The organism is Endobacter medicaginis, from assembly GCF_014192375.1.
Classification (GTDB): domain Bacteria; phylum Pseudomonadota; class Alphaproteobacteria; order Acetobacterales; family Acetobacteraceae; genus Endobacter; species Endobacter medicaginis.
Window position 1 is genome coordinate 293,395 of the sequence record NZ_JACHXV010000001.1, and the last position, 23,932, is coordinate 317,326.

General features: G+C 68.0%; 19 protein-coding genes. 11 read left to right on the plus strand and 8 right to left on the minus strand.

Annotated elements, in window-relative coordinates; genetic code table 11:
• The first annotated feature begins 99 nt into the window (after positions 1-99).
• From FHR90_RS01340 to FHR90_RS01355, 4 genes are all read left to right on the plus strand, one after another.
• Complete coding sequence (locus tag FHR90_RS01340) at positions 100-1,275, plus strand: efflux RND transporter periplasmic adaptor subunit (protein ID WP_176623268.1); 1,176 nt, start codon at positions 100-102, stop codon at positions 1,273-1,275.
• Positions 1,275-4,448 (plus strand): efflux RND transporter permease subunit, encoded by a 3,174-nt coding sequence (locus FHR90_RS01345; protein WP_176623267.1) that lies wholly within the window; start codon positions 1,275-1,277, stop codon positions 4,446-4,448. The genes FHR90_RS01340 and FHR90_RS01345 overlap by 1 nt, the downstream gene beginning before the upstream one ends.
• Complete coding sequence (locus tag FHR90_RS01350) at positions 4,445-5,980, plus strand: efflux transporter outer membrane subunit (protein ID WP_176623265.1); 1,536 nt, start codon at positions 4,445-4,447, stop codon at positions 5,978-5,980. Before FHR90_RS01345 ends, FHR90_RS01350 begins: the two co-directional genes overlap by 4 nt.
• A 115-nt stretch (positions 5,981-6,095) precedes the next feature.
• Positions 6,096-7,445, plus strand: a complete 1,350-nt coding sequence (locus FHR90_RS01355; protein WP_183274619.1) for an 8-oxoguanine deaminase — start codon at positions 6,096-6,098, stop codon at positions 7,443-7,445.
• Here the strand turns inward: FHR90_RS01355 and FHR90_RS01360 are convergent, their stop codons facing one another.
• Both FHR90_RS01360 and FHR90_RS01365 read right to left on the minus strand, forming a co-directional pair.
• Positions 7,446-8,591 carry a CaiB/BaiF CoA transferase family protein gene (locus tag FHR90_RS01360; RefSeq protein WP_183274620.1) on the minus strand — a complete coding sequence of 382 codons (1,146 nt, stop codon included), beginning with the start codon at positions 8,589-8,591 and terminating at the stop codon, positions 7,446-7,448.
• Positions 8,592-8,621: 30 nt separating this feature from the next.
• Positions 8,622-9,428, minus strand: a complete 807-nt coding sequence (locus tag FHR90_RS01365) for an IclR family transcriptional regulator (protein ID WP_176625856.1) — start codon at positions 9,426-9,428, stop codon at positions 8,622-8,624.
• Between the two features lie 202 nt (positions 9,429-9,630).
• Here FHR90_RS01365 and FHR90_RS17580 point away from each other — a divergent pair, with 202 nt between their 5' ends.
• The 5 genes from FHR90_RS17580 (at position 9,631) to FHR90_RS01385 (ending at position 15,373) form a co-directional block, all read left to right on the plus strand.
• Entirely contained in the window at positions 9,631-11,754 is a 2,124-nt protein-coding gene (locus FHR90_RS17580) for a 3-hydroxyacyl-CoA dehydrogenase NAD-binding domain-containing protein (protein WP_183274621.1), read from the plus strand.
• Between the two features lie 15 nt (positions 11,755-11,769).
• Positions 11,770-12,978, plus strand: a complete 1,209-nt coding sequence (locus FHR90_RS01375) for an acyl-CoA dehydrogenase family protein (RefSeq protein WP_176623860.1) — start codon at positions 11,770-11,772, stop codon at positions 12,976-12,978.
• Positions 12,979-12,989: 11 nt separating this feature from the next.
• A complete protein-coding gene (locus FHR90_RS17305) occupies positions 12,990-13,466 on the plus strand; it encodes an acyl-CoA dehydrogenase family protein (RefSeq protein ID WP_246329943.1) in 477 nt (158 codons plus the stop codon).
• An 81-nt stretch (positions 13,467-13,547) separates the two neighbouring features.
• Positions 13,548-14,156 carry an acyl-CoA dehydrogenase family protein gene (locus FHR90_RS17310; protein ID WP_266152612.1) on the plus strand — a complete coding sequence of 203 codons (609 nt, stop codon included), beginning with the start codon at positions 13,548-13,550 and terminating at the stop codon, positions 14,154-14,156.
• Positions 14,157-14,170: 14 nt separating this feature from the next.
• Entirely contained in the window at positions 14,171-15,373 is a 1,203-nt protein-coding gene (locus FHR90_RS01385; RefSeq protein WP_176623862.1) for an acyl-CoA dehydrogenase, read from the plus strand.
• Positions 15,374-15,398: 25 nt separating this feature from the next.
• On the opposite strand, the gene FHR90_RS01390 is transcribed toward FHR90_RS01385, so the two are convergent.
• The 3 genes from FHR90_RS01390 to FHR90_RS01400 all read right to left on the minus strand — a co-directional run bounded on the left by FHR90_RS01390 (position 15,399) and on the right by FHR90_RS01400 (position 17,755).
• Complete coding sequence (locus FHR90_RS01390) at positions 15,399-15,953, minus strand: hypothetical protein (protein WP_176623864.1); 555 nt, start codon at positions 15,951-15,953, stop codon at positions 15,399-15,401.
• Positions 15,954-16,049: 96 nt separating this feature from the next.
• Positions 16,050-17,003, minus strand: coding sequence for an electron transfer flavoprotein subunit alpha/FixB family protein (locus FHR90_RS01395; RefSeq protein ID WP_183274622.1), 954 nt, complete (start codon positions 17,001-17,003; stop codon positions 16,050-16,052).
• Between the two features lie 2 nt (positions 17,004-17,005).
• A complete protein-coding gene (locus tag FHR90_RS01400) occupies positions 17,006-17,755 on the minus strand; it encodes an electron transfer flavoprotein subunit beta/FixA family protein (protein ID WP_176625645.1) in 750 nt (249 codons plus the stop codon).
• Between the two features lie 249 nt (positions 17,756-18,004).
• Between FHR90_RS01400 and FHR90_RS01405 the strand changes: the two genes are divergently transcribed.
• Complete coding sequence (locus FHR90_RS01405) at positions 18,005-18,520, plus strand: adenine phosphoribosyltransferase (protein ID WP_176625647.1); 516 nt, start codon at positions 18,005-18,007, stop codon at positions 18,518-18,520.
• A gap of 59 nt (positions 18,521-18,579) precedes the next feature.
• On the opposite strand, the gene metE is transcribed toward FHR90_RS01405, so the two are convergent.
• Positions 18,580-20,841 carry a 5-methyltetrahydropteroyltriglutamate--homocysteine S-methyltransferase gene (metE, locus tag FHR90_RS01410; protein ID WP_338082143.1) on the minus strand — a complete coding sequence of 754 codons (2,262 nt, stop codon included), beginning with the start codon at positions 20,839-20,841 and terminating at the stop codon, positions 18,580-18,582.
• A gap of 181 nt (positions 20,842-21,022) precedes the next feature.
• Between metE and FHR90_RS01415 the strand changes: the two genes are divergently transcribed.
• Positions 21,023-21,931 (plus strand): ArsR/SmtB family transcription factor, encoded by a 909-nt coding sequence (locus FHR90_RS01415; protein ID WP_176624175.1) that lies wholly within the window; start codon positions 21,023-21,025, stop codon positions 21,929-21,931.
• Positions 21,932-22,039: 108 nt separating this feature from the next.
• On the opposite strand, the gene accC is transcribed toward FHR90_RS01415, so the two are convergent.
• Both accC and FHR90_RS01425 read right to left on the minus strand, forming a co-directional pair.
• Complete coding sequence (gene accC, locus FHR90_RS01420; protein ID WP_176624177.1) at positions 22,040-23,389, minus strand: acetyl-CoA carboxylase biotin carboxylase subunit; 1,350 nt, start codon at positions 23,387-23,389, stop codon at positions 22,040-22,042.
• A 10-nt stretch (positions 23,390-23,399) separates the two neighbouring features.
• Entirely contained in the window at positions 23,400-23,876 is a 477-nt protein-coding gene (locus FHR90_RS01425; RefSeq protein WP_176624179.1) for an acetyl-CoA carboxylase biotin carboxyl carrier protein, read from the minus strand.
• Positions 23,877-23,932 lie beyond the last annotated feature (56 nt).

Here is a 23,932-nt window from a genome sequence, read left to right on the forward strand (position 1 = left end):
AGCATGCCCGGTTGACCGGCGTTTGGAAACCCGATAGTTTCCATGTTACGGAAACTATCTGGTTTCCTTTTTTCGACGGCGTGTTTGGGGAGCGTGGCTATGCGCCTGCATCTGCATGGTCTGGTGTGTCTGGCGGCCGTCACGCTGCTCGCGGGATGCGACCGCAAACCGAAACAGCCCCCCCAGCACACGCCCGATGTCGATGTGGTGGTGCTGCACACGCAGCCGGTGACGCTGAAGACCGAGCTGCCCGGGCGGCTGTCGGCGCATCGCATCGCCGAGGTTCGCCCGCAGGTGAGCGGCGTGATCCTGCATCGGCTGTTCGAGGAAGGGCAGGTGGTCCACGCCGGGCAGCAGCTCTACCAGATCGACCCGCGCCCCTATCAGGCGACGCTGGCGAGTGCGAAGGCGTCGGTCGAGAAGGCGCGGGCGTCGGTGTTCGCCGCACAGCAGACCGTCAACCGCTACCGGCCGTTGGCCAAGGCGTTCGCTGTCAGCAAGCTCGATCTCGACAACGCGGTCTCCACCCTGGGCCAGGCGCGCGCCGACGTCGCCTCCGGGCTCGCCGCCGTGCAGAGTGCGGAGGTCAATCTCGCCTATACGAAGATGTTCGCACCGATCACCGGTCGCACCGGTCGCACGCTGGTCACCGAAGGCGCGCTGGTGACGGCCAACCAGACCGATTCGCTGGTCACCGTCACCGAGCTCGACCCGATCTATGTCGATGTCACGCAGCCGGTCGGCACCATGCTGCGTCTCAAGCGCGAGTACGCCGCCGGCCAGCTCCGCTCCGCTGGCGACGAGGCGGCCGAGGTGCATCTGGTGCTCGATGACGGGACCCCCTATGCACAGCCCGGCCGGCTGCTGTTCTCCGAGGTCACCGTCGATCCGTCGACCGGTTCGGTGACGATGCGGGCCCTCTTTCCCAATCCGGACGGCCTGCTGATGCCGGGCATGTTCGTGCGCGAGACGATCGAGGAGGGCGTGCGCCCCGACGGGCTGCTGGTGCCGCAGCGAGGGGTCACGCACGACGCCAAGGGCCAGGCGCAGGCGCTGGTGGTCGGCGGCGACGGCAAGGTCGCGGTCCGCAATCTCGCGATCAACCGCTCCATCGGCACCGACTGGCTGGTCGATTCCGGCCTCGCTGCCGGCGATCGCGTCATCGTCGCCGGCACCCAGTCGGCCAAGCCGGGCAGCGCGGTCAACCCGCATGAGGTGCGTATCGACGGCGTGAAGCTGGTGCCGGTGGGCGCCGCCGCGCCGGGTGCGAACTGATGTCGCAGTTCTTCATCGGCCGCCCGGTCTTCGCCTGGGTGCTGGCGATCGTCACCATCATCGCCGGCCTGCTCTCACTCAACACCCTGCCGGTCGCCCAGTATCCGTCGATCGCGCCGCCGGCGGTGTCGATCACCGTCACCTATCCGGGCGCATCGGCAGAGACCGTGCAGTCGACCGTCGTGCAGGTCATCGAGCAGCAGCTCTCGGGCATCGACCATCTGCTCTACATCGATTCCGAAAGCGACAAGGACGGGTCGATGGACATCACCCTGTCCTTCGACCAGGGCACCAATCCCGACATCGCCCAGGTGCAGGTGCAGAACAAGCTCCAGCTCGCCGAGCCCCGCCTGCCGCAGGAGGTGCAGCAGCAGGGTATCCGGGTCGCCAAGGCGACCAAGAACTTCCTGATGGTGGCGGGGTTCGTGTCGACGGACGGGCGCATGACCAGCGGCGACGTCGCCGACATGATCGCCTCGAAGATCCAGGACCCGCTGTCGCGTACCGAAGGTGTCGGCGACTACCAGCTCTTCGGCACCGAATATGCCATGCGGATCTGGCTCGATCCTGCCAAGCTGAATTCGTACTCGCTGACCACCTCCGACGTCGCTAGTGCGATCTCGTCGCAGAACGTGCAGGTCGCCGCCGGCGAGCTCGGCGGCCTGCCGGCGGTGGGCGGCCAGCAGCTCAACGCCACCATCATCGGGCCGACCTATCTCAACACGCCCGAGCAGTTCTCCAACATCCTCGTCAAGGTGCTGAGCTCGGGTGCGCGCATCCACCTGCGCGATATCGCGCGCATCGAGATGGGGCCTGAGCAGTATTCGGTGAATACAGAATACAACGGCAAGCCGGCGGCCGGCATCGCGATCAAGCTCGCCTCGGGCGCCAATGCGCTCAATACCGTCGCCGCCGTCAAGCAGACCATCGACGAGCTGCGCCCGCAGCTCCCGCGGGGCATCGACGTCGTCTATCCCTATGACACCTCGCCCTTCGTGCGGCTGTCGATCCACGACGTGGTGGAGACGCTGTTCGAGGCCATCGGCCTCGTCTTCGTCATCATGTTCATCTTCCTGCAGAATTTCCGCGCCACCCTGATCCCGACCATTGCGGTGCCGGTGGTGCTGCTCGGCACCTGCGCGGTGCTCGGCGTCGCCGGCTATTCGATCAACACGCTGACCATGTTCGGCATGGTGCTGGCGATCGGCCTGTTGGTCGACGACGCGATCGTGGTGGTCGAGAATGTCGAGCGCCTGATGGAGGAGGACGAGAGCCTTACGCCAAAACAGGCCGCCCGCCGCTCGATGGGCCAGATCACCGGCGCGCTGGTCGGCATCGCCACGGTGCTGTCGGCGGTGTTCCTGCCGATGGCGTTCTTCGGCGGCTCGGTGGGCGTGATCTATCGCCAGTTCTCCGTCACCATCGTCGCCTCGATGGTGCTGTCGGTGATCACCGCAATGGTGTTCACGCCCGCGCTGTGCGCGACGATCCTCAAGCGCAAGAAGAAAGGGGCCGGGGAGCGCGGCTTCTTCGGCTGGTTCAACCGCAGTTTCGACCGCACCAACCGTGCCTATGGCGGCTGGGTGAGCCGGATGATCGCGCGGCCGCTGCTGCCGATGGTAATGTATGTGGTGCTGATCGCGGTGATGGCGTTCGCCTTCCTGCGCATCCCCGGCGGCTTCCTGCCCGACGAGGACCAGGGCGTGATGTTCGTGCAGGTCACCGAGCCGCCGGGTGCGACCGGCAACCGCACCCAGGCGGTGCTCGACGACGTCACGCACTACCTGCTCGACAAGGAAGGCGACTACGTCAAGAGCGTGTTCGCGGTGAACGGCTTCGGCTTCGTCGGCCGCGGCCAGACCGCCGGCATCGCCTTCGTCAGTCTCAAGGACTTCGACAAGCGCGGCTCGGGGCGGGGTTCCGCGCAGGCCATCGCCGGCCGCGCGATGCAGCATTTCGGCGCCATCCGCGATGCGCAGGTGTTTGCCTTCATCCCGCCGGCGGTGCTCGAGCTCGGCAACGCGACGGGCTTCGACTTCGAACTTCGCGACATCGGCGGCGTGGGACACGAGGCGCTGGTCGCGGCCCGCAACCAGTTGCTCGGCATGGCGGCGAAGGATCCGAAACTGTCGCAGGTGCGACCGAACGATCTCGATGACGAGCCGCAGTTCAAGGTCGATATCGATCGCGAGAAGGCTGCCGCCTACGGCATCACGCTGTCCGACATCAACACCATCCTCGGCTCGGCCTGGGGGTCGTCCTATGTGAACGATTTCCTCGCCGAAGGCCGCATCAAGCGCGTCTATCTCCAGGGCGAGGCGGCGACCCGCATGCAGCCGGACGACTTTGCCAAATGGTATGTCCGCAACAATGCCGCCGCCACGGCGGCCAGCGGTGCGACTGTCGGCAGTCTCGAACAGATGGTGCCGCTGTCGGCCTTCATGACCGGAAACTGGATCTACGGTGCGCCGAAGCTGCAGCGCTACAACGGCCTGCCGGCCATCGAGCTGCTCGGCGCGCCGGCAGAGGGCGAAAGCAGCGGTACGGCCATGAAGGAGATGGAAACACTGGCCGGCAAGCTGCCGGACGGCATCGGCTACCAGTGGACAGGCATGTCCTATGAGGAACAGAAGGCGGGCTCGCAGACGACGTTGCTGTACAGCCTGTCGCTGATCGTGGTGTTCCTCTGTCTGGCGGCCCTTTACGAGAGCTGGTCGATCCCGACCGCCGTGCTGCTGGTGGTGCCCCTGGGCATTCTCGGCGTCGCGCTGGCGACGCTGTTCCGCGGGCTCAGCAACGACGTCTATTTCCAGGTCGGCCTGCTGACCACGATCGGCCTGGCGGCCAAGAACGCCATCCTGATCGTCGAATTCGCCAAGGAGAACTACGACGAGGGCATGTCGCTGGTCGACTCCGCGCTGCACGCCGCCGAGCAGCGGCTGCGGCCGATCCTGATGACCTCGCTGGCATTCATTCTTGGCGTGCTGCCGCTGGCGATCTCGACGGGCGCAGGCGCGGGCTCGCAGAACGCGATCGGCACCGCGGTGGTGGGCGGCATGCTGGCCGCGACGGTGCTGGCGATCTTCTTCGTTCCGCTGTTCTTCGTGCTGGTGCTGAAACTCTTCAAGGTGCCGCCCGGTCGGCCGGGCGTGGACGAGGAGCCGGCGCGATGAGACGCAACCTCCTGCTGTCCCTGGTGGCCTCGGCCACCCTGCTCGCGGGCTGCGATCTCTCGCCGGACTATCATCGCCCGGTCTTGCCGACCGCGCCGACCTATCCGGCCAATGGTGCATCGGCGCGTCCGACGATGCCGCCGGCGCAGTCGATCGCCTGGGAGGCATTCTTCACCGACGCGCGCCTGCGCCGACTCATCGGCATCGCACTGCGCGACAACCGCGACCTGCGCACCGCCGTCATCCAGGTCGCGCAGGCCCAGGCGCAGTTCCGCCTCGCGCGGGCCGACCTGTTTCCGTCGATCGGCCTGCAGGGTTCGGCCAATTACCAGGGCCTGTCCGACAGCGGGCTGGTCGGCTCGTCGGCCAGCTCGAGCGCGGGCTCCGCGGGCGTGGGCAACGGCGGCAGCGCGGGTACCGGCGCCGGATCGGGCTCCTCGGGCTTCGCCGGTCAGGGTGGTGGCACGTTCCGCTACTACCAGGCCGGTGTCGGCTTCTCCTCCTACGAGATCGACCTGTTCGGCCGGTTGCGCAATCTCAGCCGCCAGGCCTTCGAGACCTGGCTCGCACAACGCGAGAACCAGCGTGCGGTGCAGATCACCGTCATCGGCACCGTGGCGAGCGACTACATCGCCTGGCTCGCCGATCGCGAACAGCTCAAGGTGACGCTGGACACGCTCGGCGCGCAGTCCGCCACGCTGCGGCTGACCCAGGCCGAGTTCGACCACGGCGCGACCACCCTGCTCACGCTGCGTCAGGTGCAGACTTCCGTCGAGACCGCGCGCGCCAATCTTGCGCAGTATCAGCGTCAGGTCGCACAGGACATCAATGCGCTGGTGCTCGACATCGGCGCCCCGCTGCCGGCCGACCTGCCGCCGCCGGCGCCGCTGGGCTCGCAGACCCTGCTGGCCGACATTCCCGCCGGACTGCCGTCGGATCTGCTCACACAGCGTCCCGACATCATGCAGGCCGAGCACACGCTGCTGGCGGCGAATGCCAATATCGGTGCGGCGCGGGCGGCGTTCTTTCCCCAGCTGACGCTCACGGCGAGCGACGGGCTGCAGAGCCTGCAGTTCAACAAGCTGTTCACCTCGGCGGCGACCACCTGGACGGTCGCACCGGCGCTGACGGTGCCGATCTTCACCTGGGGCAAGAACCGCGCCAATCTCGACATCGCCAAGACGCAGGCCGATGCGGATGTCGCCGCCTACGAAAAAACCATCCAGACCGCGTTCCGCGAGGTGTCCGACGCGCTGGTCGCACGCGCGACCTACCGCGACCAGACCGCCGCCCAGCAGCGCGACGTGAACGCCGCCTCCGATTACTACCGGCTGGCGAAGATGCGCTTCGATGCCGGGGTCGACACATATCTGACCACGCTCGATGCGCAGCGTTCGCTCTATGCCGCGCAGCAGACGCTGGTCAGCGTGCGCGAGGCACAGCTGCAGAACCTCGTCACCGTCTACCGCGCACTCGGCGGCGGCTGGACCAGGCCGGTGGCGGGCACGAAACCTGTTGCCTCGCCCGGCTGAGGATTGCTAGGAGCGGGGTACACCGCCCGTTCGGCAGCCCTTGGCCGCCGATGACGATCCAGCGCTCGCAATGCCGGAACAGGGCCCGTCGCGACACAGCGAAAGGGCCCCGATCATGGCCGATTATCTGGTCATCAACGCCTATCTCGTCATCGACCGCGGTATCGAGATCGCCGGCGGCTGGCTGGCCGTCACTGACGGCCGCATCTCCGCCTATGGCGGACCGGACGTGCTGGCGCCGTCCGCCGCGCGCACCATCGACGCCGGCGGCGCACTGCTCACGCCGGGGCTCATCAACGCGCATCACCACATGTACCAGAACCTCACCCGCGCCCATGCGCCGGCGGTGAACGGCTCGCTGTTCGAATGGCTGACCACGCTGTATCCGCTCTGGGCGGGTCTCGACGACGAGAACGTCTATCTCTCGACCTTCGTCGCCATGGTCGAGCTGCTGATGGGCGGCTGCACCACCTCGATGGACCACATGTATGTCCATCCGCGTCCGCAGCTGATCGACGCGCAGTTCCGTGCGGCGCGCGAGATCGGCTTCCGCTTCCATGCCACCCGCGGCTCGATGACGCGTTCCGTCGACGATGGCGGCCTCCCGCCGGCCTCGGTGGTGCAGGACGAGGACACGATCCTCGCGGACAGCGAGCGTCTCGTGCGTGGCTTCCACGACCCCGCGCCGGGCGCGATGGGCCGCGTCGCCCTCGCGCCGTGCTCGCTGTTCTCGGTGTCGGAATCGATCATGCGCCGTTCGGCCGAACTCGCCGAACGCCACGACCTGCGCCTGCACACCCATCTCGCCGAGGACCATGACGAGGACCGCTATTGCGCCGAGGTCTATGGCTGCACGCCGGTCGAGTATCTCGAGCGCGTCGGCTGGGCCAGCCACCGGACGTGGGTCGCGCATTTCATCTACCCGAGTAAGGCGGAGATCGACCGCCTCGCCCATGCCGGGGTGTGCGCCGTGCAGTGCCCGTGCTCGAACATGATGATCGGCGGCGGCAGCCTCGATGCCATGGATCTGCGCCGGCGCGGCATGCGCGTGGGGTTGGGCTGCGACGGGTCGGCCTCGACCGATTCCGCCTCGCTGTGGCTGGAGACGCGACAGGCGCTGCTGCTTGGCCGCTACCGCAACGGGCCCGCCTCGATGACCGCGCGCGACGCGCTCGATCTCGCCACCCGCGGCGGCGCGGCCTGTCTCGGGCGGGAGGACGAGCTCGGCCATCTGCGCGTCGGCGCATGTGCGGATTTCGTCATCTGGCAGATGTCCGAGGTCGCACTGGCCGGCGCGCTGTCGGACCCCGTCGAGGCCTGGCTGCGCTGCGCCCCGGCGGTCGCCGGCACCACCGTGGTCGCCGGCCGGGTCCTGGTCGAGCGCGGCGAGCCGCAGATCGCCGGTCTGGGCGACATCCTGCGCGCCCACGCACAGGCCGCCCGGCGCATGCAGCGCCTGAACTGATCAGACACGCTCGAGCGGCGGCGGCATCATCCGCACCTGCAGGCGGCGCCCGTCGATCCGGTACGGCGGGGCGAGCACGAAGCGCTCGCCCTGCGCGTTGGTCTCCTGAACGACGCCGCCGGCCCGCCGCGTGCGCTCCGAGGTCAGCGCCTCGTGTACGCCCAGCACCTCGCCGCCGGGGATACCGGCCGCGTCGAGGCGGCGGCGCAGCTCGGCGCGCGGCCGGGCGCGCAGCTCGCGCAGGATCTCGGGGATCAGTGCGGCGCGGTGCGTGCCCCGGTCGAGATTGGTGCGGAAACGCGGGTCGGCGGCAATGTCGGGGCGCTCGATCACCTCGGTGCAGAAGCGCAGGAACTGCGCGTTGTTGCCGACCGTCACCACCAGTGGCCCGTCGGCGGTTTCATAGACTCCGTAAGGCACGATCGAGGGATGCGCATTGCCCCAGCGCGGCGGGTCGCGCCCGTCATGCAGTGCGTCGAGCCCGTAATAGACCAGGAGGTTCTGCCCGCAATCGAACAGCGACAACGCGACATGGCTGCCGCGTCCGGTGCGGCTGCGCCTGTAGAGTGCGGCCAGCACCGCCTGGGCGGCATACTGGCCGGTGAACAGATCGACCACAGCGACGCCGAATTTCAGCGGCGGCTGGTCCGCCTCACCATTGATCGCCATCAGCCCCGCCTCGCCCTGCACCAGCAGGTCGTAGCCAGGACGCGCCGCTTCCGGCCCGTCGGGCGGATAGCCGGACACCGAGCAGTAGATCAGCCCCGGGTTGATCGCCGCCATCGCCTCGTAACCGATGCCCAGACGGTCGGCGCCCCCGAACTTGAAGTTCTGCACGAGAATGTCGGCATTCTTCACCAGACGGCCGACCTCGGCGATGCCGGTCTCGCTGTGCAGGTCGAGGCTGATCGAGCGCTTGTTGCGGTTGATGCTGTCGAAATAGGTGGTGGTGGTCTCGCCGGTGCGGTTGCCCCAGTCGCGGGTGTCGTCGCCGCGCTCGGGGTGCTCGATCTTGAGCACGTCTGCGCCGAAATCGCCGAGCACCATCGCACACCACGGCCCCGCCAGCACGCGGCTGAGATCGAGAACCTTCACCCCCGCTAAGGGAAGATCGTCGTCCGCCGGATCGTCTGCGGCATCGTTCATCGGTCGTTTCCTGTCGTTGTCTTTATGTCTTCACTTGCCGGCACACAGCGAGTGCGCGAGCGCGATCAGCCGTGGCCGGATGTCGTCGAGCAGTCGCACGGGTGAGAGCAGCTCCGCCGGCGCGCCGCAGCTCAGTGCCATCACCGGCATGCCGGGCGCGGTGCGGAAGCCGACGGCGATCGCATTGACCCCGGGCTGCCAGTCGCCGAACGAACGACAGCAGCCGTCGCGGTGGTGATCCTCGATCGCCGCCTGCACCCCCGGCCCGATCGCGGCCCAGCCTTCCGGGTCGACGACGTGCAGCTCCTCGACGATGTCGTGGCGCTCGGCCTCGTCGCAGACGGCAAGATAGGCGCGGCCCATCGAGGAGCGTGCGATCGACAGCCGCGAGCCCACCCCCATGTTCATCGCCGCCGCATGGGCCTCGTCGGTCTCGCAGGCGATGTAGCGCATCGACAGCCGGTCACGCACGCCGAGCCCGACCGAGGCGCCGGAATAGGCCGCCAGCGCCCGCATGCCGGGCCGGGCGATTTCCTTGAGCTCCAGCCCGCCGAGAATGGTCGAGGCCAGCGCGATCAGCGCCGGACCGGGCTGATAACGGCCCTGCTCGGCGTCGAGATGCAGATGCCCGGTCCGGGTCAGCGTCCGCGTCAGGCGCGAGACCGTCGATCGCGGCAGGCCGCTGCGCTGGGCGAAGTCGCCATTGGCGAGACTGCCCTCGCCGCGACGGAAACAGGCCAACAGGTCGAGCCCGCGCGCCAGGGCGGTGACGAAATGACGATCGTCGGGGTCGCTCGGCAGTTCCGCTATGCGGAACTTACTCTGGAGTTGATCCATGTTCAGCCTCCCTCCAAGCGGCCATCAATGACGCCGGATCGCGCCATGTAACTCGACAAGACCGCTGCATATTCCGGCAAACTAAGCGCCTTCGCAAGCTTGCGGCTCCATCGGTTTCGACTTGACCCCTTTCCGGACAAGGCGCACGGTCGACGTCAAGGGTGGATAACGAACTGCATTGCAGAACAAAGTGTCGAACAAGATGCCAGACGAGACGCAGACCGTGACGCGAGAGATGACGCCCGCCGCGGGCGGTGGGGCCGTCGCCATCGAGGATCGCGGCGCCATCCGCGTGTTGGTGATCGACAATCCGCCGGTCAATGCGCTCGCCGGCCGGGTGCGGGCCGGCCTGCAGGCTGCCCTGCGCACAGCCCTGGCCGATCCGGCGGTCGACGGGCTGGTGATCGCCGCCGCAGGCCGCATCTTCGTCGCCGGGGCCGACATCACCGAGTTCGGCAAGCCGCCGCTGCCCCCCGCCCTGCCGGACCTGCTCGACGAGATCGAGGTGGCGGCCAAACCGGTGGTCGCCGCGATCGGCGGTGCCGCCCTTGGCGGCGGTCTGGAGCTCGCTCTGGCCTGTCATGTCCGTCTGGTGTGCCCAAAGGCGCAGCTCGGCCTGCCGGAGGTCAAGCTGGGTCTGCTGCCGGGTGCGGGCGGCACCCAGCGGTTGCCGCGCCTGCTCGATCCGGCGGTGACGTTCGGCATGATCGCCTCGGGCAAGCCCGTCGATGCGGCCCGCGCCTGTGCGCTTGGGCTGGCCGAGCCCGCCGAGGGCGATCTCGTCGGGGCTGCGGTCGCACGCGCCGAGGCGCTGGCCTGTGTCGGCGGCCCCTTGCCAAGTGCCGGCGAGCGGCAGGCCGATCCCACCCGGCGCGAGGCGTTCGAGACCGCCGCTGACAAGGCGATCGCTGCCGATCGCGACGCATTCAACCTGCCGGCGATCGCCGATTGCGTGCGCGCCGCCTTCGGCGACGACCTTGCCGCCGGACTTGCGGTGGAACGCGCCGCCTTCCTCGATCTGATGAACGATCCGCGTTCGGCGGCACTTCGCCACCTCTTCTTCGCCGAGCGCGAGGCGGGCAAGGTGCCTGGCGTGGGCCGCGACACCGCCGCCCGCCCGATCACCCATGTCGCTGTGATCGGTGCCGGCACCATGGGCGGCGGCATCGCCATGGCACTGGTGCAGGCCGGGCTGAAAGTGACGCTGATCGAGAGCGGCGCCGACTCACTCGCGCGCGGAACGGCGCGGATCCACGATCTGTGGGCCAACTCGATCCGGCGCGGCTCGCTGAGCGAGGAGCAGGCTGAGGCGCGACGGGCGCTGATCACCGGCAGCATCGACCTGTCGGACGCCGCCGGTGCGGATCTGGTGATCGAGGCGGTGTTCGAGGAAATGTCGGTCAAGACCGAGCTGTTCGACAGGCTGGATGCGATCGTCCCACCGGATGCGATCGTGGCGACCAACACCTCCTATCTCGACATCGACCGCATCGCCTCGGCGATCTCGCATCCAGAACGGGTCATCGGCCTGCATTTTTTCTCGCCGGCCAACGTCATGCGGCTGCTGGAGATCGTGCGCGGTGCGGCGACCGCACCCGAGGCGATCGCCACCGCACTGGCGCTGGCGCGGCGGATCGGCAAGCTGCCGGTGGTGGTCGGCAACTGCCCCGGCTTCGTCGGCAACCGCATCCTCGGCCCGCGCGGCGTCGCCGCCGAGCGGCTGCTGCTGGCCGGGGTCGCACGCGAGGCGATCGACACGGCGGTGACGGATTTCGGCTTCCGCATGGGCCCGCTGGCAATGGGCGATCTCGCCGGTCTCGACATCGGCTATCGCAACCGCCGCGCCTATGGCGGCTTCGCTCCGATCGCCGACATGATGGTCGAGGCCGGGCGGCTCGGACAGAAGACCGGTGCGGGCTATTTCGCCTATCCCGATGGCACGCGGCAGGGTGTCGCCGATGACGCGGGCGCTGCGATGATCGCGGGCAAGGCCGCGGAGCTGGGCCTCGCACCCCACTCGCTGGAGACACCGGACATCCTCGCGCGCCTGTTCTACCCGATGATCAACGAGGCCGCGCGCATCCTCGACGAGGGCATCGCCGCCGGCGTCTCCGACATCGATCTGGTCTGGGTCAACGGCTATGGCTGGCCGGCCTGGCGTGGCGGTCCGATGCACTGGGCCGATCGCGAGGGATTGTCGAAGATCGCCGACAAACTGGGGCAATTCGCCGAGGAGAGTGGCGACGAGCGACTGCGCCCGTCTGCGCTGCTCGCGCGCCTCGCAGCCGTTGGCGGGCGTTTCGCCGACCTGCCTCGCAAAAGCTGATCACGGAGCACTGCGATGGACCTGAACTACACCACCGAGGAACTGGCGTTTCGTGACGAGGTGCGGGCCTTCCTGCTGGCGGAGATCCCGGAGGCGATCCGCGACAAGGTGTCGCGCGGCGACAAGCTCGAGCGCGACGACCTCGTCACCACGCAGCGCATCCTCAACAGGCGCGGCTGGGCCGTACCCCACTGGCCGGTCGAATGGGGCGGGCAGGACTGGAGCCCCGTGCAGCGCACGATCTTCTTCGATGAGCTGATGTTCGCCGCCGTGCCGCTGCCGCTGCAGTTCAACTGCTTCATGGTCGGCCCGGTGATCGCCCGCTTCGGCAGCGAGGAACAGAAGCAGCGCTTCCTGCCGCGCGCCGCCAATCTCGACGACTGGTGGTGCCAGGGGTTCTCCGAGCCCGGCTCGGGCTCCGATCTCGCCTCGCTGCGCACCAGGGCGGTGCGCGACGGCGACGACTACATCGTCGACGGGCAGAAGACCTGGACCACGCTCGCGCAATATGCCGACTGGATCTTCTGCCTGGTGCGCACCGATCCGGCGGCGAAGAAACAGGAAGGCATCTCGTTCCTGCTGATCGACATGAAGACGCCGGGCATCACCGTGCGGCCGATCATCACCATCGATGGCCGCCACGAGGTCAACGAGGTGTTCTTCGACAGCGTGCGCGTGCCGGTGGCCAATCTCGTCGGGCAGGAAAACAAGGGCTGGGACTACGCGAAATTCCTGCTCGCCAACGAACGCGCCGGCATCGCGCGCATCGGGGTCTCGAAGGAGCGCGTCGCGCGACTCAAGCGCCTCGCGCGTCGCGTGCCGGCCGGTGACGGCACGATGTGGGACGACGCCGCGTTCCGCACCCGGCTGCTGGAGGTCGAGGTCGAGCTCAAGGCGCTGGAGATGACGCAGATGCGGGTGATCGCCGCGCAGGCCAAGAGCCGCACCGCCGCCCCCGATCCGGCCTCGTCGATCCTCAAGATCAAGGGCTCGCAGCTCCAGCAGGCGACCACGCAGCTGCTGATGGAACTGGCCGGTCCCGCGGTGTTTGCGGCCGCCCCCCCGGGCAACGCTCCGAACGGGATCGATGACGATCTCGCAGGGGATCTCGATTGGGCATCCCCTGCGGCCGCGACCTACATGAACTATCGCAAGGTCTCGATCTACGGCGGCTCCAACGAGATCCAGCGCAACGTGATCGCCCGCGGCATTCTCGGACTCTGAAGGCATAGACGATGGATTTCGACCTTTCCTCCGAACAGTCGATGCTGGCCGAGACCGCCACCCGCTGGGCGCGCGACCATTACGGCGCGCTGGCGCAGTATCAGGACGCCGCACGTCAGCCGGCCGGCTTCCCGGCCGCGCAATGGGGTGAGCTCGGCGAACTCGGCCTGCTCGGCCTGCCCTGGAGCGAGGACGAGGGCGGCATCGGCGGCGGCCCGGTCGAGACGATGGTGGTTGCCGAAGCCTTCGGCCGCACGCTGATGCCTGCGCCCTGGCTGGCGTCGGTGATCCTCGCCGGCGGCGTGGCGCGCGTGGCTGCTACCCCAGAACAGCGCGCCACCCTCGCCCCCGGGCTGATCGACGGCAGTGCGAGGCTGGCCTTCGCGCATGGCGAGCGTCAGTCGCGCTACGATCTCACCGACGTCGCCACCACCGCGCGCCGCGACGGCGACGGCTGGGTGCTGGACGGGGCGAAGACCGCGGTCTAGAGCGGCGGCGGGGCGTCGCATTTCCTCATCAGCGCACGCAGCGCCGGATCGCGGCGCGATCGGGACGGTCTGTCGCTGTTCGTGGTCGAGGCGGACCGGCCGGGCCTGTCGGTGCGCGAAGTCGCGACCCATGATGGCGGGCGCGATGCGGAGCTGGTGCTCGACGGCGTCCGCGTCGACGACGCGGCCCGCATCGGGGTGCTCGGCGAGGCCTTCGCCGCCATCGAGCAGGGATTCGACGTCGCGGTGGCGGCGCTGTGTGCGAACGCGGTCGGCGCGATGGCGGCCCTGCACGAGATGACGGTGGATTATCTCAAGACCCGCAAGCAGTTCGGCGTGGCGTTCGGCAGTTTCCAGTCCTTGCAGCATGCGGCGGTGGACATGCTGACCGCGCTCGAGCAGTCGCGGTCGATGTCGTACTACGCGGCGATGATGGCCTCACACGAGAATGCCGGTGAGCGTGCCGCGGCGATCTCGGCGGCGAAGGTGCAGATCAATCGCGCCGCCCGCCAGATCGGCGAACAGGCCGTGCAGCTGCATGGCGGCATCGGCATGACCGAGGAATATCTCGGCGCGCATTACTTCCGGCATCTTGCCTTGCTCGAGTTCCGCCTCGGCGACACCGACTGGCATCTCTGCCGGCTCGATGCCCGGGGCGGGTTGATCGGCGGTCTGGTCAAGGCTGCATAGGAGAGGAAACGGTCATGGACGGTTCCGCACATTCGCCGAAGGCCGCGTTCGACTGGGCCGACCCGCTGCGCCTCGACGCGCAGCTCACGCCCGAGGAGATCGACATCCAGCAGACGGCGCGTCGCTATGCGCAGGACAAGCTGGCCCCGCGCGTGACCGACGCCTTCCTCGACGAGACCACCGATCCCGAGATCTTCCGCGAGCTCGGCGCGCTCGGCCTGCTCGGCGTCACCGTCGCCGAGGAATATGGCGGTGTCGGCGCGGGCTATGTCGCCTACGGCCTGGTGGCGCGCGAGGTGGAGCGGGTCGATTCCGGCTATCGCTCGATGATGAGCGTGCAGTCCTCGCTGGTGATGTATCCGATCGAGGCCTATGGCAGCGAGGAACAGAAGCAAAGATACCTGCCCAGGCTCGCCACCGGCGAATTCATCGGCTGTTTCGGTCTCACCGAACCGGAAGCCGGCTCCGACCCGGGCGGCATGCACACCCGCGCCGAGAAGATCGAGGGCGGCTACAGGATCACTGGCAACAAGACCTGGATTTCCAACGCGCCGATCGCCGACGTGTTCGTGGTCTGGGCGAAGTCCGACGCGCATGAGGGCCGCATCCGCGGCTTCGTGCTGGAAAAGGGCATGAAGGGTCTCTCCGCACCGAAGATCGAGGGCAAGCTGTCGCTGCGCGCCTCGATCACCGGCGAGATCGTGATGGACAATGTCGAAGTCGGCGAGGACGCGCTGCTGCCCAACGTCTCCGGCCTCGGCGGCCCGTTCGGCTGCCTCAACCGCGCGCGCTACGGCATCTCCTGGGGCGCGATGGGCGCTGCCGAGGATTGCTGGCACCGCGCACGGCAGTACGGCCTCGACCGCCGCCAATTCGGCCGCCCGCTGGCCGCCACCCAGCTGCATCAGAAGAAGCTCGCCGACATGCAGACCGAGATCGCGCTCGGCCTGCAGGGCTCACTGCGGGTGGGTCGCCTGTTCGAGGCCGGCGAGATGGCCCCGGAGATGATCTCGCTGATCAAGCGCAACAACTGCGGCAAGGCCCTCGACATCGCCCGCGCCGCCCGCGACATGCATGGCGGCAACGGCATCCAGGCCGGCTATCACGTCATGCGCCATCTGATGAATCTGGAAACCGTCAACACCTACGAGGGTGCGCACGACGTGCATGCGCTGATCCTCGGTCGCGCGCAGACGGGGATCCAGGCGTTCTACTGAGCATCCGAACGAACGACGGTTGCGGCTACGGGGACGCCGGGGTCCGGTCCCCATAGGGATCACACCAGAAGAATCGCGGGCGGAGGCGTATCGCCCGGCCCCGGCAGATGTCTTGCATGACGGCCTTGTCTCCCCAGTGCATCGTATCTGGGGGGTGGGCCGGTCGGCCTTGCATCAGGGCCTGCGGATCATCCGTGTAGATGAAGAAGGAGCCTGTCTGACCGAAGCCACCGCCCCATAAAAACGCCCGAAAGTGCCGCTGATCGGGCGGAAGCCTGGCGAGCGCCCGATCATACGCCGGGACGACTTTTGACAGTTCAAGCTCGAGCTTCGCAAGTTCCAGCGTCGGCATCATCCCGAACATCACGCCGATGGCCACCATGCAAGACAAGACCGATCGCCATCGTCTCCTCAACAAGTGCAGCAGACCGATGATGATCGTGATTGGCACGACGAGGATCCACAGGGCAACAAGTCCGTAAGACGGCAGCCCCGCCAGCCAGTGAGCCGCGATGAAGAGCGAGCCGAAGAGTCCCGGAAGGCCCACGGCCAACCGCAGATCGACGGGATGCCTTTTCATGTCTCGTCGTTCCCGGTCCTGCGCCGGCCCGCAGATCCGGTGGCTCGGACAGTTGCATCTGCCTCGATGGGGCGGTCTGCGACCGCCCCATCGGCGTCAGGCCTTCGCCAGTTCCGCGTCCAGCTCCGGCACCGCCTTGAACAGGTCGGCGACCAGGCCGTAATCGGCGACCTGGAAGATCGGCGCTTCCTCGTCCTTGTTGATCGCCACGATGACCTTGCTGTCCTTCATGCCGGCGAGGTGCTGGATCGCGCCGGAAATGCCGATCGCGATGTAGAGCTCGGGGGCGACGATGGTGCCGGTCTGGCCGACCTGGCGGTCGTTGGGCACGAAGCCGGAATCGACCGCCGCGCGCGAGGCGCCGATGGCGGCACCCAGCTTGTCGGCGATCGGTTCGAGCAGCTTGAAATTCTCCGAGGCCGCCATGCCGCGGCCGCCGGAGACCACCACGCGGGCGGCGGACAGTTCCGGGCGCTCGGATTTGTGGATCTCGTAGGAGACGTGACGCGACTTTGCGGCGGCTGCCTTGGCCGCATCCAGCGCGGCGGCGGGAGCTGCCTCGGTGCTGGCACTGCCGCCCGTGGGCTCGGCCGGCGGGAATGCGGCGGCACGCACCGTCAGCACCCTCACCGGGTCCTTCGACTTCACCGTCGCCAGCGCATTGCCGGCATAGATCGGCCGGATGAAGGTGTCGGCGCCCTCGACGCCGACGATGTCGGAGATCACCTGCGCGTCCAGCAGCGCGGCCGCACGCGGCAGCGCGTTCTTGCCGGCGGCGGTGGCGGCCGCGGCGACGTGGCTGTAGTCGCCGGCCAGTGCGGTGAGCAGCGCGGCCAGCGGCTCGGCGAGGTTGTCGGCGAGCACCGCGTCCTCGGCGGTTAGCACCTTCGCAACGCCCGCGATCGACGCGGCGGCGGTGGCGGCGGCAGACAGATCGGTGCCGGCGAGCAGCACATGCACGTCGCCGAGCTTGGCCAGGGCGGCGATCGCCGAGCGCGACGGCTGACGGATGGCGCCGTTCTCGTGTTCGATAAAGACAAGTGCGGTCATGGTCAGATCACCCGTGCTTCGGTCTTGAGCTTCTCGACGAGTTCGGCGACCGAACCCACTTTCTTGCCGCCCTGGCGCTTGGCCGGCTCGGCGACCTTCAGCGTCTCCAGGCGCGGGGTCACGTCGACGCTGAGATCGGCCGGCGTGAGCGTCTCCAGCGGCTTCTTGCGCGCCTTCATGATGTTGGGCAGCGCAGCGTAGCGCGGCTCGTTGAGGCGCAGGTCGGTGGAAATGATCGCCGGCAGCTTCAGCGCGACGGTCTCCAGACCGCCATCGATCTCGCGGGTCACCTCGACCTCCTCGCCCTTGACCTCGACCTTGGAGGCAAACGTGCCCTGCGGCCAGTCGAGCAGCGCGGCGAGGGACTGCGAGGTCGCGTTCATGTCGTCATCGATCGCCTGCTTGCCCAGGATGATGATCGACGGCCCTTCCTTCTCCGCGACAGCCTTGATGAGCTTGGCGACGGCCAGCGGCTCCGGGTTCGGCTCGGCGGTAATCAGCACCGCGCGGTCGGCCCCCATGGCGAGCGCGGTGCGCAACGTGTCCTGTGCCTGGGCGGGGCCGATCGACAGCACGACGATCTCGGTGGCGACGCCCTTTTCCTTGAGGCGCACGGCCTCCTCGACGGCAATCTCGTCGAACGGGTTCATCGACATTTTCACGCCGGTGGTCTCGACGCCCTGCTGGTCGGCGCGGACGCGGACCTGCACGTTGTAATCGACCACCCGCTTGACGGGGACGAGGATTTTCATGGGACTCACGCTTCTCCGGATGCGTTGCGGACGCAGGTCTTATCGTGGTTGCCGTATACGGCAAGGGGGGCAAACTAGTCGGCGGTTTTGCAGCGTGTCAAACGCCCGGCGCAGCAGAACCCGGCGCGGCGTCCGCGTCAAACCGGTTGCCGCCACCTTGCGGGCAGGCTAGAGCCCTTCCGCCCCCGATTTTCGACATCCAACCCATCAGGAGACCCGCCGATGGACAGCCTGCCGCGTGCCGACGGGATCGACCTCAAGGCGCATATCCGCAGCGTTCCGGATTTTCCGAAGCCCGGCATCCTGTTCTATGACATCTCGACGCTGCTGCGTGACGCGGATGCATGGCAGATCGCGATTGCGCGCATGACCCGCGCGCTCACCCCGCGTCGTCCGGAGCTGCTGGCCGGCATCGAATCGCGCGGCTTCCTGCTCGCTGCACCGCTCGCCAGCCGGCTGGGGCTGGGTTTCACCATGATCCGCAAGCCCGGCAAGCTGCCGGGGCCGACCGTCGGGCTCGATTACGAGCTCGAATACGGCTCCGACCGGCTGGAAATCCAGCAGGACGCGGTGCGCCCGGGACAGCGCGTGGTCGTGCTCGACGACCTGCTCGCGACCGGCGGGACCATGGCGGCGGCGATCAGCCTGCTTCAGCAGGTGGGGGCCGAGGTGGTCTCGGCTGCGGTGACCATCGAGCTGAATTTCCTCGGCGGCCGCGACAAACTCGGCGTACCCGTGGACGCGCTCGTCAGCTACGACGAATAGCCGGGCCGGCCCGTAGAGACGAAAAAGGCGCCGGGCCTTGCCGCCCGGCGCCTTTCGGATCAGCCAGCGTTCGACGGCGCCGGCGTCTTGACCGTCTCGCGCAGGCGGCGCGCGGCCTCGACCATGGCGACGATCGCCGGCTCCACTTCCGGCCATTTGCGGGTCTTCAGACCGCAATCGGGGTTCACCCAGAGCTGATCAGGCGACAGGCGCTTGGTGGCCAGCTCCAGCAGCTCGGTCATGTCCTCGACCGCCGGCACGCGCGGCGAGTGGATATCATACACGCCCGGGCCGATCTCGGCCGGGTAGCCATGGCTGCGGAACGCCTCCAGCAGCTCCATCTTCGACCGCGCCGTCTCGATCGAGATCACGTCGGCATCCATCGCCCCGATCGCGGCGATGATGTCGTTGAACTCCGAGTAGCACATGTGGGTGTGGATCTGCGTGGTGTCGGCCACACCGGAGGCCGCGATGCGGAAGCACGCCACCGCCCACTCCAGATACGCGTCCCACTCGCTGCGGCGCAGCGGCAGGCCCTCGCGCAGGGCCGCCTCGTCGATCTGGATCATCGGCGCGCCGGCCGCCTCGAGATCGAGCACCTCGTCGCGGATCGCGAACGCGATCTGGCGGCAGGTGCGCTGGCGCGGCTGGTCGTTGCGCACGAACGACCAGTTCAGGATCGTCACCGGGCCGGTGAGCATGCCCTTCATCGGCTTGGCTGTCAGCGACTGCGCATAGCGCCACCACTCGACGGTCATCGGCGCGGGCCGAGCGACATCGCCATAGATGATCGGCGGACGCACGCAGCGCGAGCCGTAGGACTGCACCCAGCCATGACGCGTGAAGGCGAAGCCGTCGAGCTGCTCACCGAAATACTGCACCATGTCGTTACGCTCGAACTCACCATGCACCAGCGCGTCGAGCCCGACCTTCTCCTGCCAGGCGACGGTGCGGGCCGTCTCCTCGCGCAGGAACTGCTCGTAGGCGGCGTCGTCGATACGGCCGGCGGTGTGGTCGGCACGAGCCTTCCGCACCTGCTCGGTCTGCGGGAACGAGCCGATGGTGGTGGTCGGGAAGGCCGGCAGCTTGAGGCGCTCGCGCTGCGCGCGCTGGCGCTCGGCGAACTCCGAGCCGCGACGCAGCAGGGCCGGATCGGGATCCGACGCGCGGGCACGGACATCGGCGCGGTCGATGCGCGGCGAGCGGCGGCGGGTGTCGAGGGCGGCCGTGGCGGCGTCGAGCTCGGCGGCGACCGCCTCGCGGCCCTCGCGCAGGGCGCGGGCAAGGATGTTGAGCTCGGAGATCTTCTGCACCGCGAAGGCGAGCCAGGAACGCAGCTCGTCATCGAACTCGGTCTCGCGGTCGAGATCGATCGGGCTGTGCAGCAGCGAGCAGGACGGCGCGATCACCACCGAACCGCGCGCGGCCACCACCGGCTCGATGCGGTTGAGGATCGCGGCGAGGTCGGCGCGCCAGATGTTGCGGCCGTCGATCACGCCGAGCGACAGCAACAGATCGGCGCGCGCGCCGGCGAGCACCGCGTCGAGCTGCTCGGGCGCACGCACCAGGTCCACATGCAGGCCGGCGACGGGGAGCGATAGGGCGAGATCGGTATTGTCGCCCAGCGCGCCGAAATAACTGGTCAGCATCAGCTTGACCGGTGCGTCGGCAAAGGCGGCGTAGGCGGTGCGGTAGGCGGTGCGGGCGGCGTCGGAGAGGTCGAGCACCAGGGCGGGCTCGTCGATCTGCACCCATTCGGCGCCGGCCTCTGCGAGACGGGCGAAAAGCTGCTGGTAGACCGGGATCAGGCGGTCGAGGAGGCGGATCGGGTCGAAGCCCTCGGTGTGCGACTTGGCGAGCAGCAGATAGGTCACCGGGCCGATCACCACCGGGCGCGGGGTCACGCCCGCCTCCTCGGCGGCGGCAAGCGCGTCGAGCAGACCCTGCGGATGCAACGCGAAGTTCTGCTCCGGCGACAGCTCCGGCACGATGTAGTGGTAGTTGGTGTCGAACCACTTGGTCATCTCGGCGGCCGGCTGGGTGCGGCTGCCGCGGGCGGTGGCGAAATACGCGTCCAGCCCCTCGGGGACCACGCCGAGCAGCACCGAGGTGTCGAGCACCTGGTCATAGAGGGCGAAATCGCCGACCGGCAGCAGGTCGGCGCCGAGCGAGGCCTGGCGCTGCCACGAATCGCTGCGCAGGGTGCGCGCGGTGGCGATCAGCGCGCCGGCGTCGCTCTTACCGGACCAGAAGGACTCGAGCGCCGCCTTGAGCTCGCGCTTCGGGCCGATGCGCGGGAAGCCCAGGGTGGCGACCTGGATATTCGAAGTCGAACTCATCGTGCTGTCTCGATCTGCGGTGACGAACAGGCCTGCTTCGGCCCTGAGCGGCGCAGATGAAACCGGGGCACGGTGCGAGTCAATGAAAATCAGAATATAAGCATATCTTTATGTGTCGTATATTGCGCTTGCAGACATAAGCACATGTTTATATGTCACATCGGTGAACCACGCCCTCGAATTGTTCAATGCCGTCGCCGATCCGTCGCGCCTGCGCATCCTTGCCCTGCTGCGGGTGATGGAGCTCTCGGTGGGCGAGCTGGCGCAGTCGCTCGGCCAGAGCCAGCCGCGCGTGTCGCGTCATGTGAAGATCCTCGATTCCGCGGGGCTGCTGGCGCGCCGGCGGGAAGGGGCATGGACTTTCCTCGCCCCGACCCAGGCGGCAAAGCCGGTCTATGCAATCCTCGATGCCGAGCCCGCCGACCCGGTTCTGGCTGATGACCGTGCCCGGCTGGAAGCGATCCGGGCTATCCGGGTCGAGGAGGCCGACAGCTACTTCGACCGCCAGGCGCCGCACTGGGACGCGCTGCGCTCGCTGCAGGTGCCGGAGGCGCAGGTCGAGGCGGCGATCGTCGAGAGGCTGTCCGGCGCGCCGATCGGGCGGCTGCTCGATATCGGCACCGGGACGGGGCGGATGCTGGAACTGCTCGGCCCGCTGGCCGCCTCGGCGACCGGATTCGACCGGTCACCGGCGATGCTGCGTCTAGCTCGGGCCAAGCTGCCGGCCCTCGATCTGCGCCAGGGCGACATGTATGCGCTGCCGATCCCGCCCGCCGCCTTCGACACGGTGGTGATGCACCAGGTGCTGCACTATGCGCAGCATCCGGGCGCGGCGATCGCCGAGGCCGCGCGCGGTCTGGCGGAGGAGGGGCGACTGCTGGTGGTGGATTTCGCCACCCATCGCAGCGAGGCGCTGCGCGAGCGCCACGCGCATCAGTGGCTCGGGTTTTCCGATGCCCAGATCGGCGCGTGGTTCACGGAGGCGGGGCTTGAAAGCAGCCCGCCGCTCGCACTGGAGGGAGCCCTGACGGTAAAGTTGTGGCTGGGAAGAAAGGAGCGTTCTTTTCTGTAAAAAAGAACCAAAAAACTTTTATCCGTTTTCGGTCCAGGGGCCGCCAACGCACTGTCACCTGACGGATAAAAGTCTTTTTGCTTCTTTTTCTTCAGAAAAAGAAGGCCTTCAGCCCTTGTTCTGCTCCGCCACGAACTTCTCGAGCCAGTGGATGGTATAGTCCCCCGACCGGAACTGCGCGTCGGCGAGGATCTTCCGGTGCAGCGGGATCACCGTCTTCACACCTTCGATGACGAACTCGTCCAGCGCACGCTGCATGCGCGCGATCGCCGCCTCGCGGGTGGGCGCATGCACGATCAGCTTGGCGATCATGCTGTCGTAATAGGGCGGCACCCGATAGCCGGTGTAGATCGCGCTGTCGATGCGCACGCCCAGGCCCCCGGGCGGGTGAAACACGCTGATCTGGCCCGGGGTGGGCATGAAGGTCTCGGGGTCTTCGGCGTTGATCCGGCATTCGATGGCGTGGCCCTCGAAGCGGATGTCGGACTGGCCGTAGCCGAGCGCCTGGCCGGCGGCGATGCGGATCTGTTCACGCACCAAGTCGACATCGCAGACCATCTCCGTCACCGGATGCTCGACCTGCAGGCGGGTGTTCATCTCGATGAAGCAGAACTGCCCGTCCTGGTAGAGGAACTCCAGCGTGCCGGCATTGCGGTAGCCCAGCTTCCTCAGCGCCGCGGTGGCGATCTCGCCGATCTCCTCGCGCTGCGCAGGCGTGAGCGCGGGCGAGCCGGCCTCCTCGAGCAGTTTCTGGTGGCGACGCTGCAGCGAGCAGTCGCGCTCGCCGAAATGCACCACGCCGCCATGGGTGTCGGCGAGGATCTGCAGTTCGATATGGCGGGGCTTGTCGAGATATTTCTCCAGATAGACCTCGTCATTGCCGAACGCAGCCTTGGCCTCGGTGCGGGCGACGCGCCAGGCTTCTTCCAGTTCGTCGGCCGTCTGCGCCACCTTCATGCCGCGTCCGCCGCCGCCGGCGGCGGCCTTGATCAGCACCGGGTAGCCGACGCGCTCGGCCACCACCCGCGCCGCGTCGATATCGGCAAGTGCCCCGTCGGAGCCGGGCACCAGCGGCACGCCGAGCGAGGCCATCGCCGTCTTGGCGGTGATCTTGTCGCCCATCATGCGGATATGCTCGGGCGAGGGACCGATGAAGGTCAGCCCGTGCGCCTCGACCGCCTCGGCAAAGGAGGCGTTCTCGGAAAGGAATCCGTAGCCGGGATGGATCGCGTCCGCGCCGGTGATCATCGCCGCGGTCAGGATCGCCGGCACGTTGAGATAGGAGTCGCGCGAGGCCGGCGGGCCGATACAGACGCTCTCGTCTGCGAGGCGGACATGCATCGCGTCCGCATCCGCCGTGGAATGCACAGCGACGGTGCGGATGCCCAGCTCGCGGCAGGCGCGCAGCACCCGCAGCGAGATCTCGCCGCGATTGGCGATCAGGATCTTGTTGAACATGATGAGCGGCTTACTCGATCACCGCCAGCACTTCGCCGAACTCGACCGGATCGCCCGAGGCGACGAGGAACTGGGTCAGCGTGCCGGCCTTCGGCGCCTTGATCTGGTTGAAGGTCTTCATCGCCTCGATCAGCAGCAGGGTCTGCCCGGCAGTGACCGGCTGGCCCATCGAGGCAAAGGGTGCGGCGCCGGGCTCGGGCGAGAGATAGGCCACGCCGACCATCGGCGAGGTCACGGCGCCGGGATGCTTCGACAGATCCGCCGTGGCCGGCGTTACCGAGACCGGCGTCCCGGCCGCCGGGTGGGCCGCGGCGGGTGTGGCCGCGGCAACGGGCGCGGCATAGGTGGCGGGGGCGATGGCGGCGGGCGCGCGGACGACGCGGATGCGCGAATCCTTCTCCGCAATCTCGATCTCGGTCAGACCGGTCTCGGTCAGGATCTTGGCCAGCGAGCGTATCGCCTCGGCGTCCACCGGCAGTCGGCTCATGTCTCTTGCGTCCCTCGTCATGTCTTGTTTCTCGTCTGCCCTTGTAGCGGGTTCGC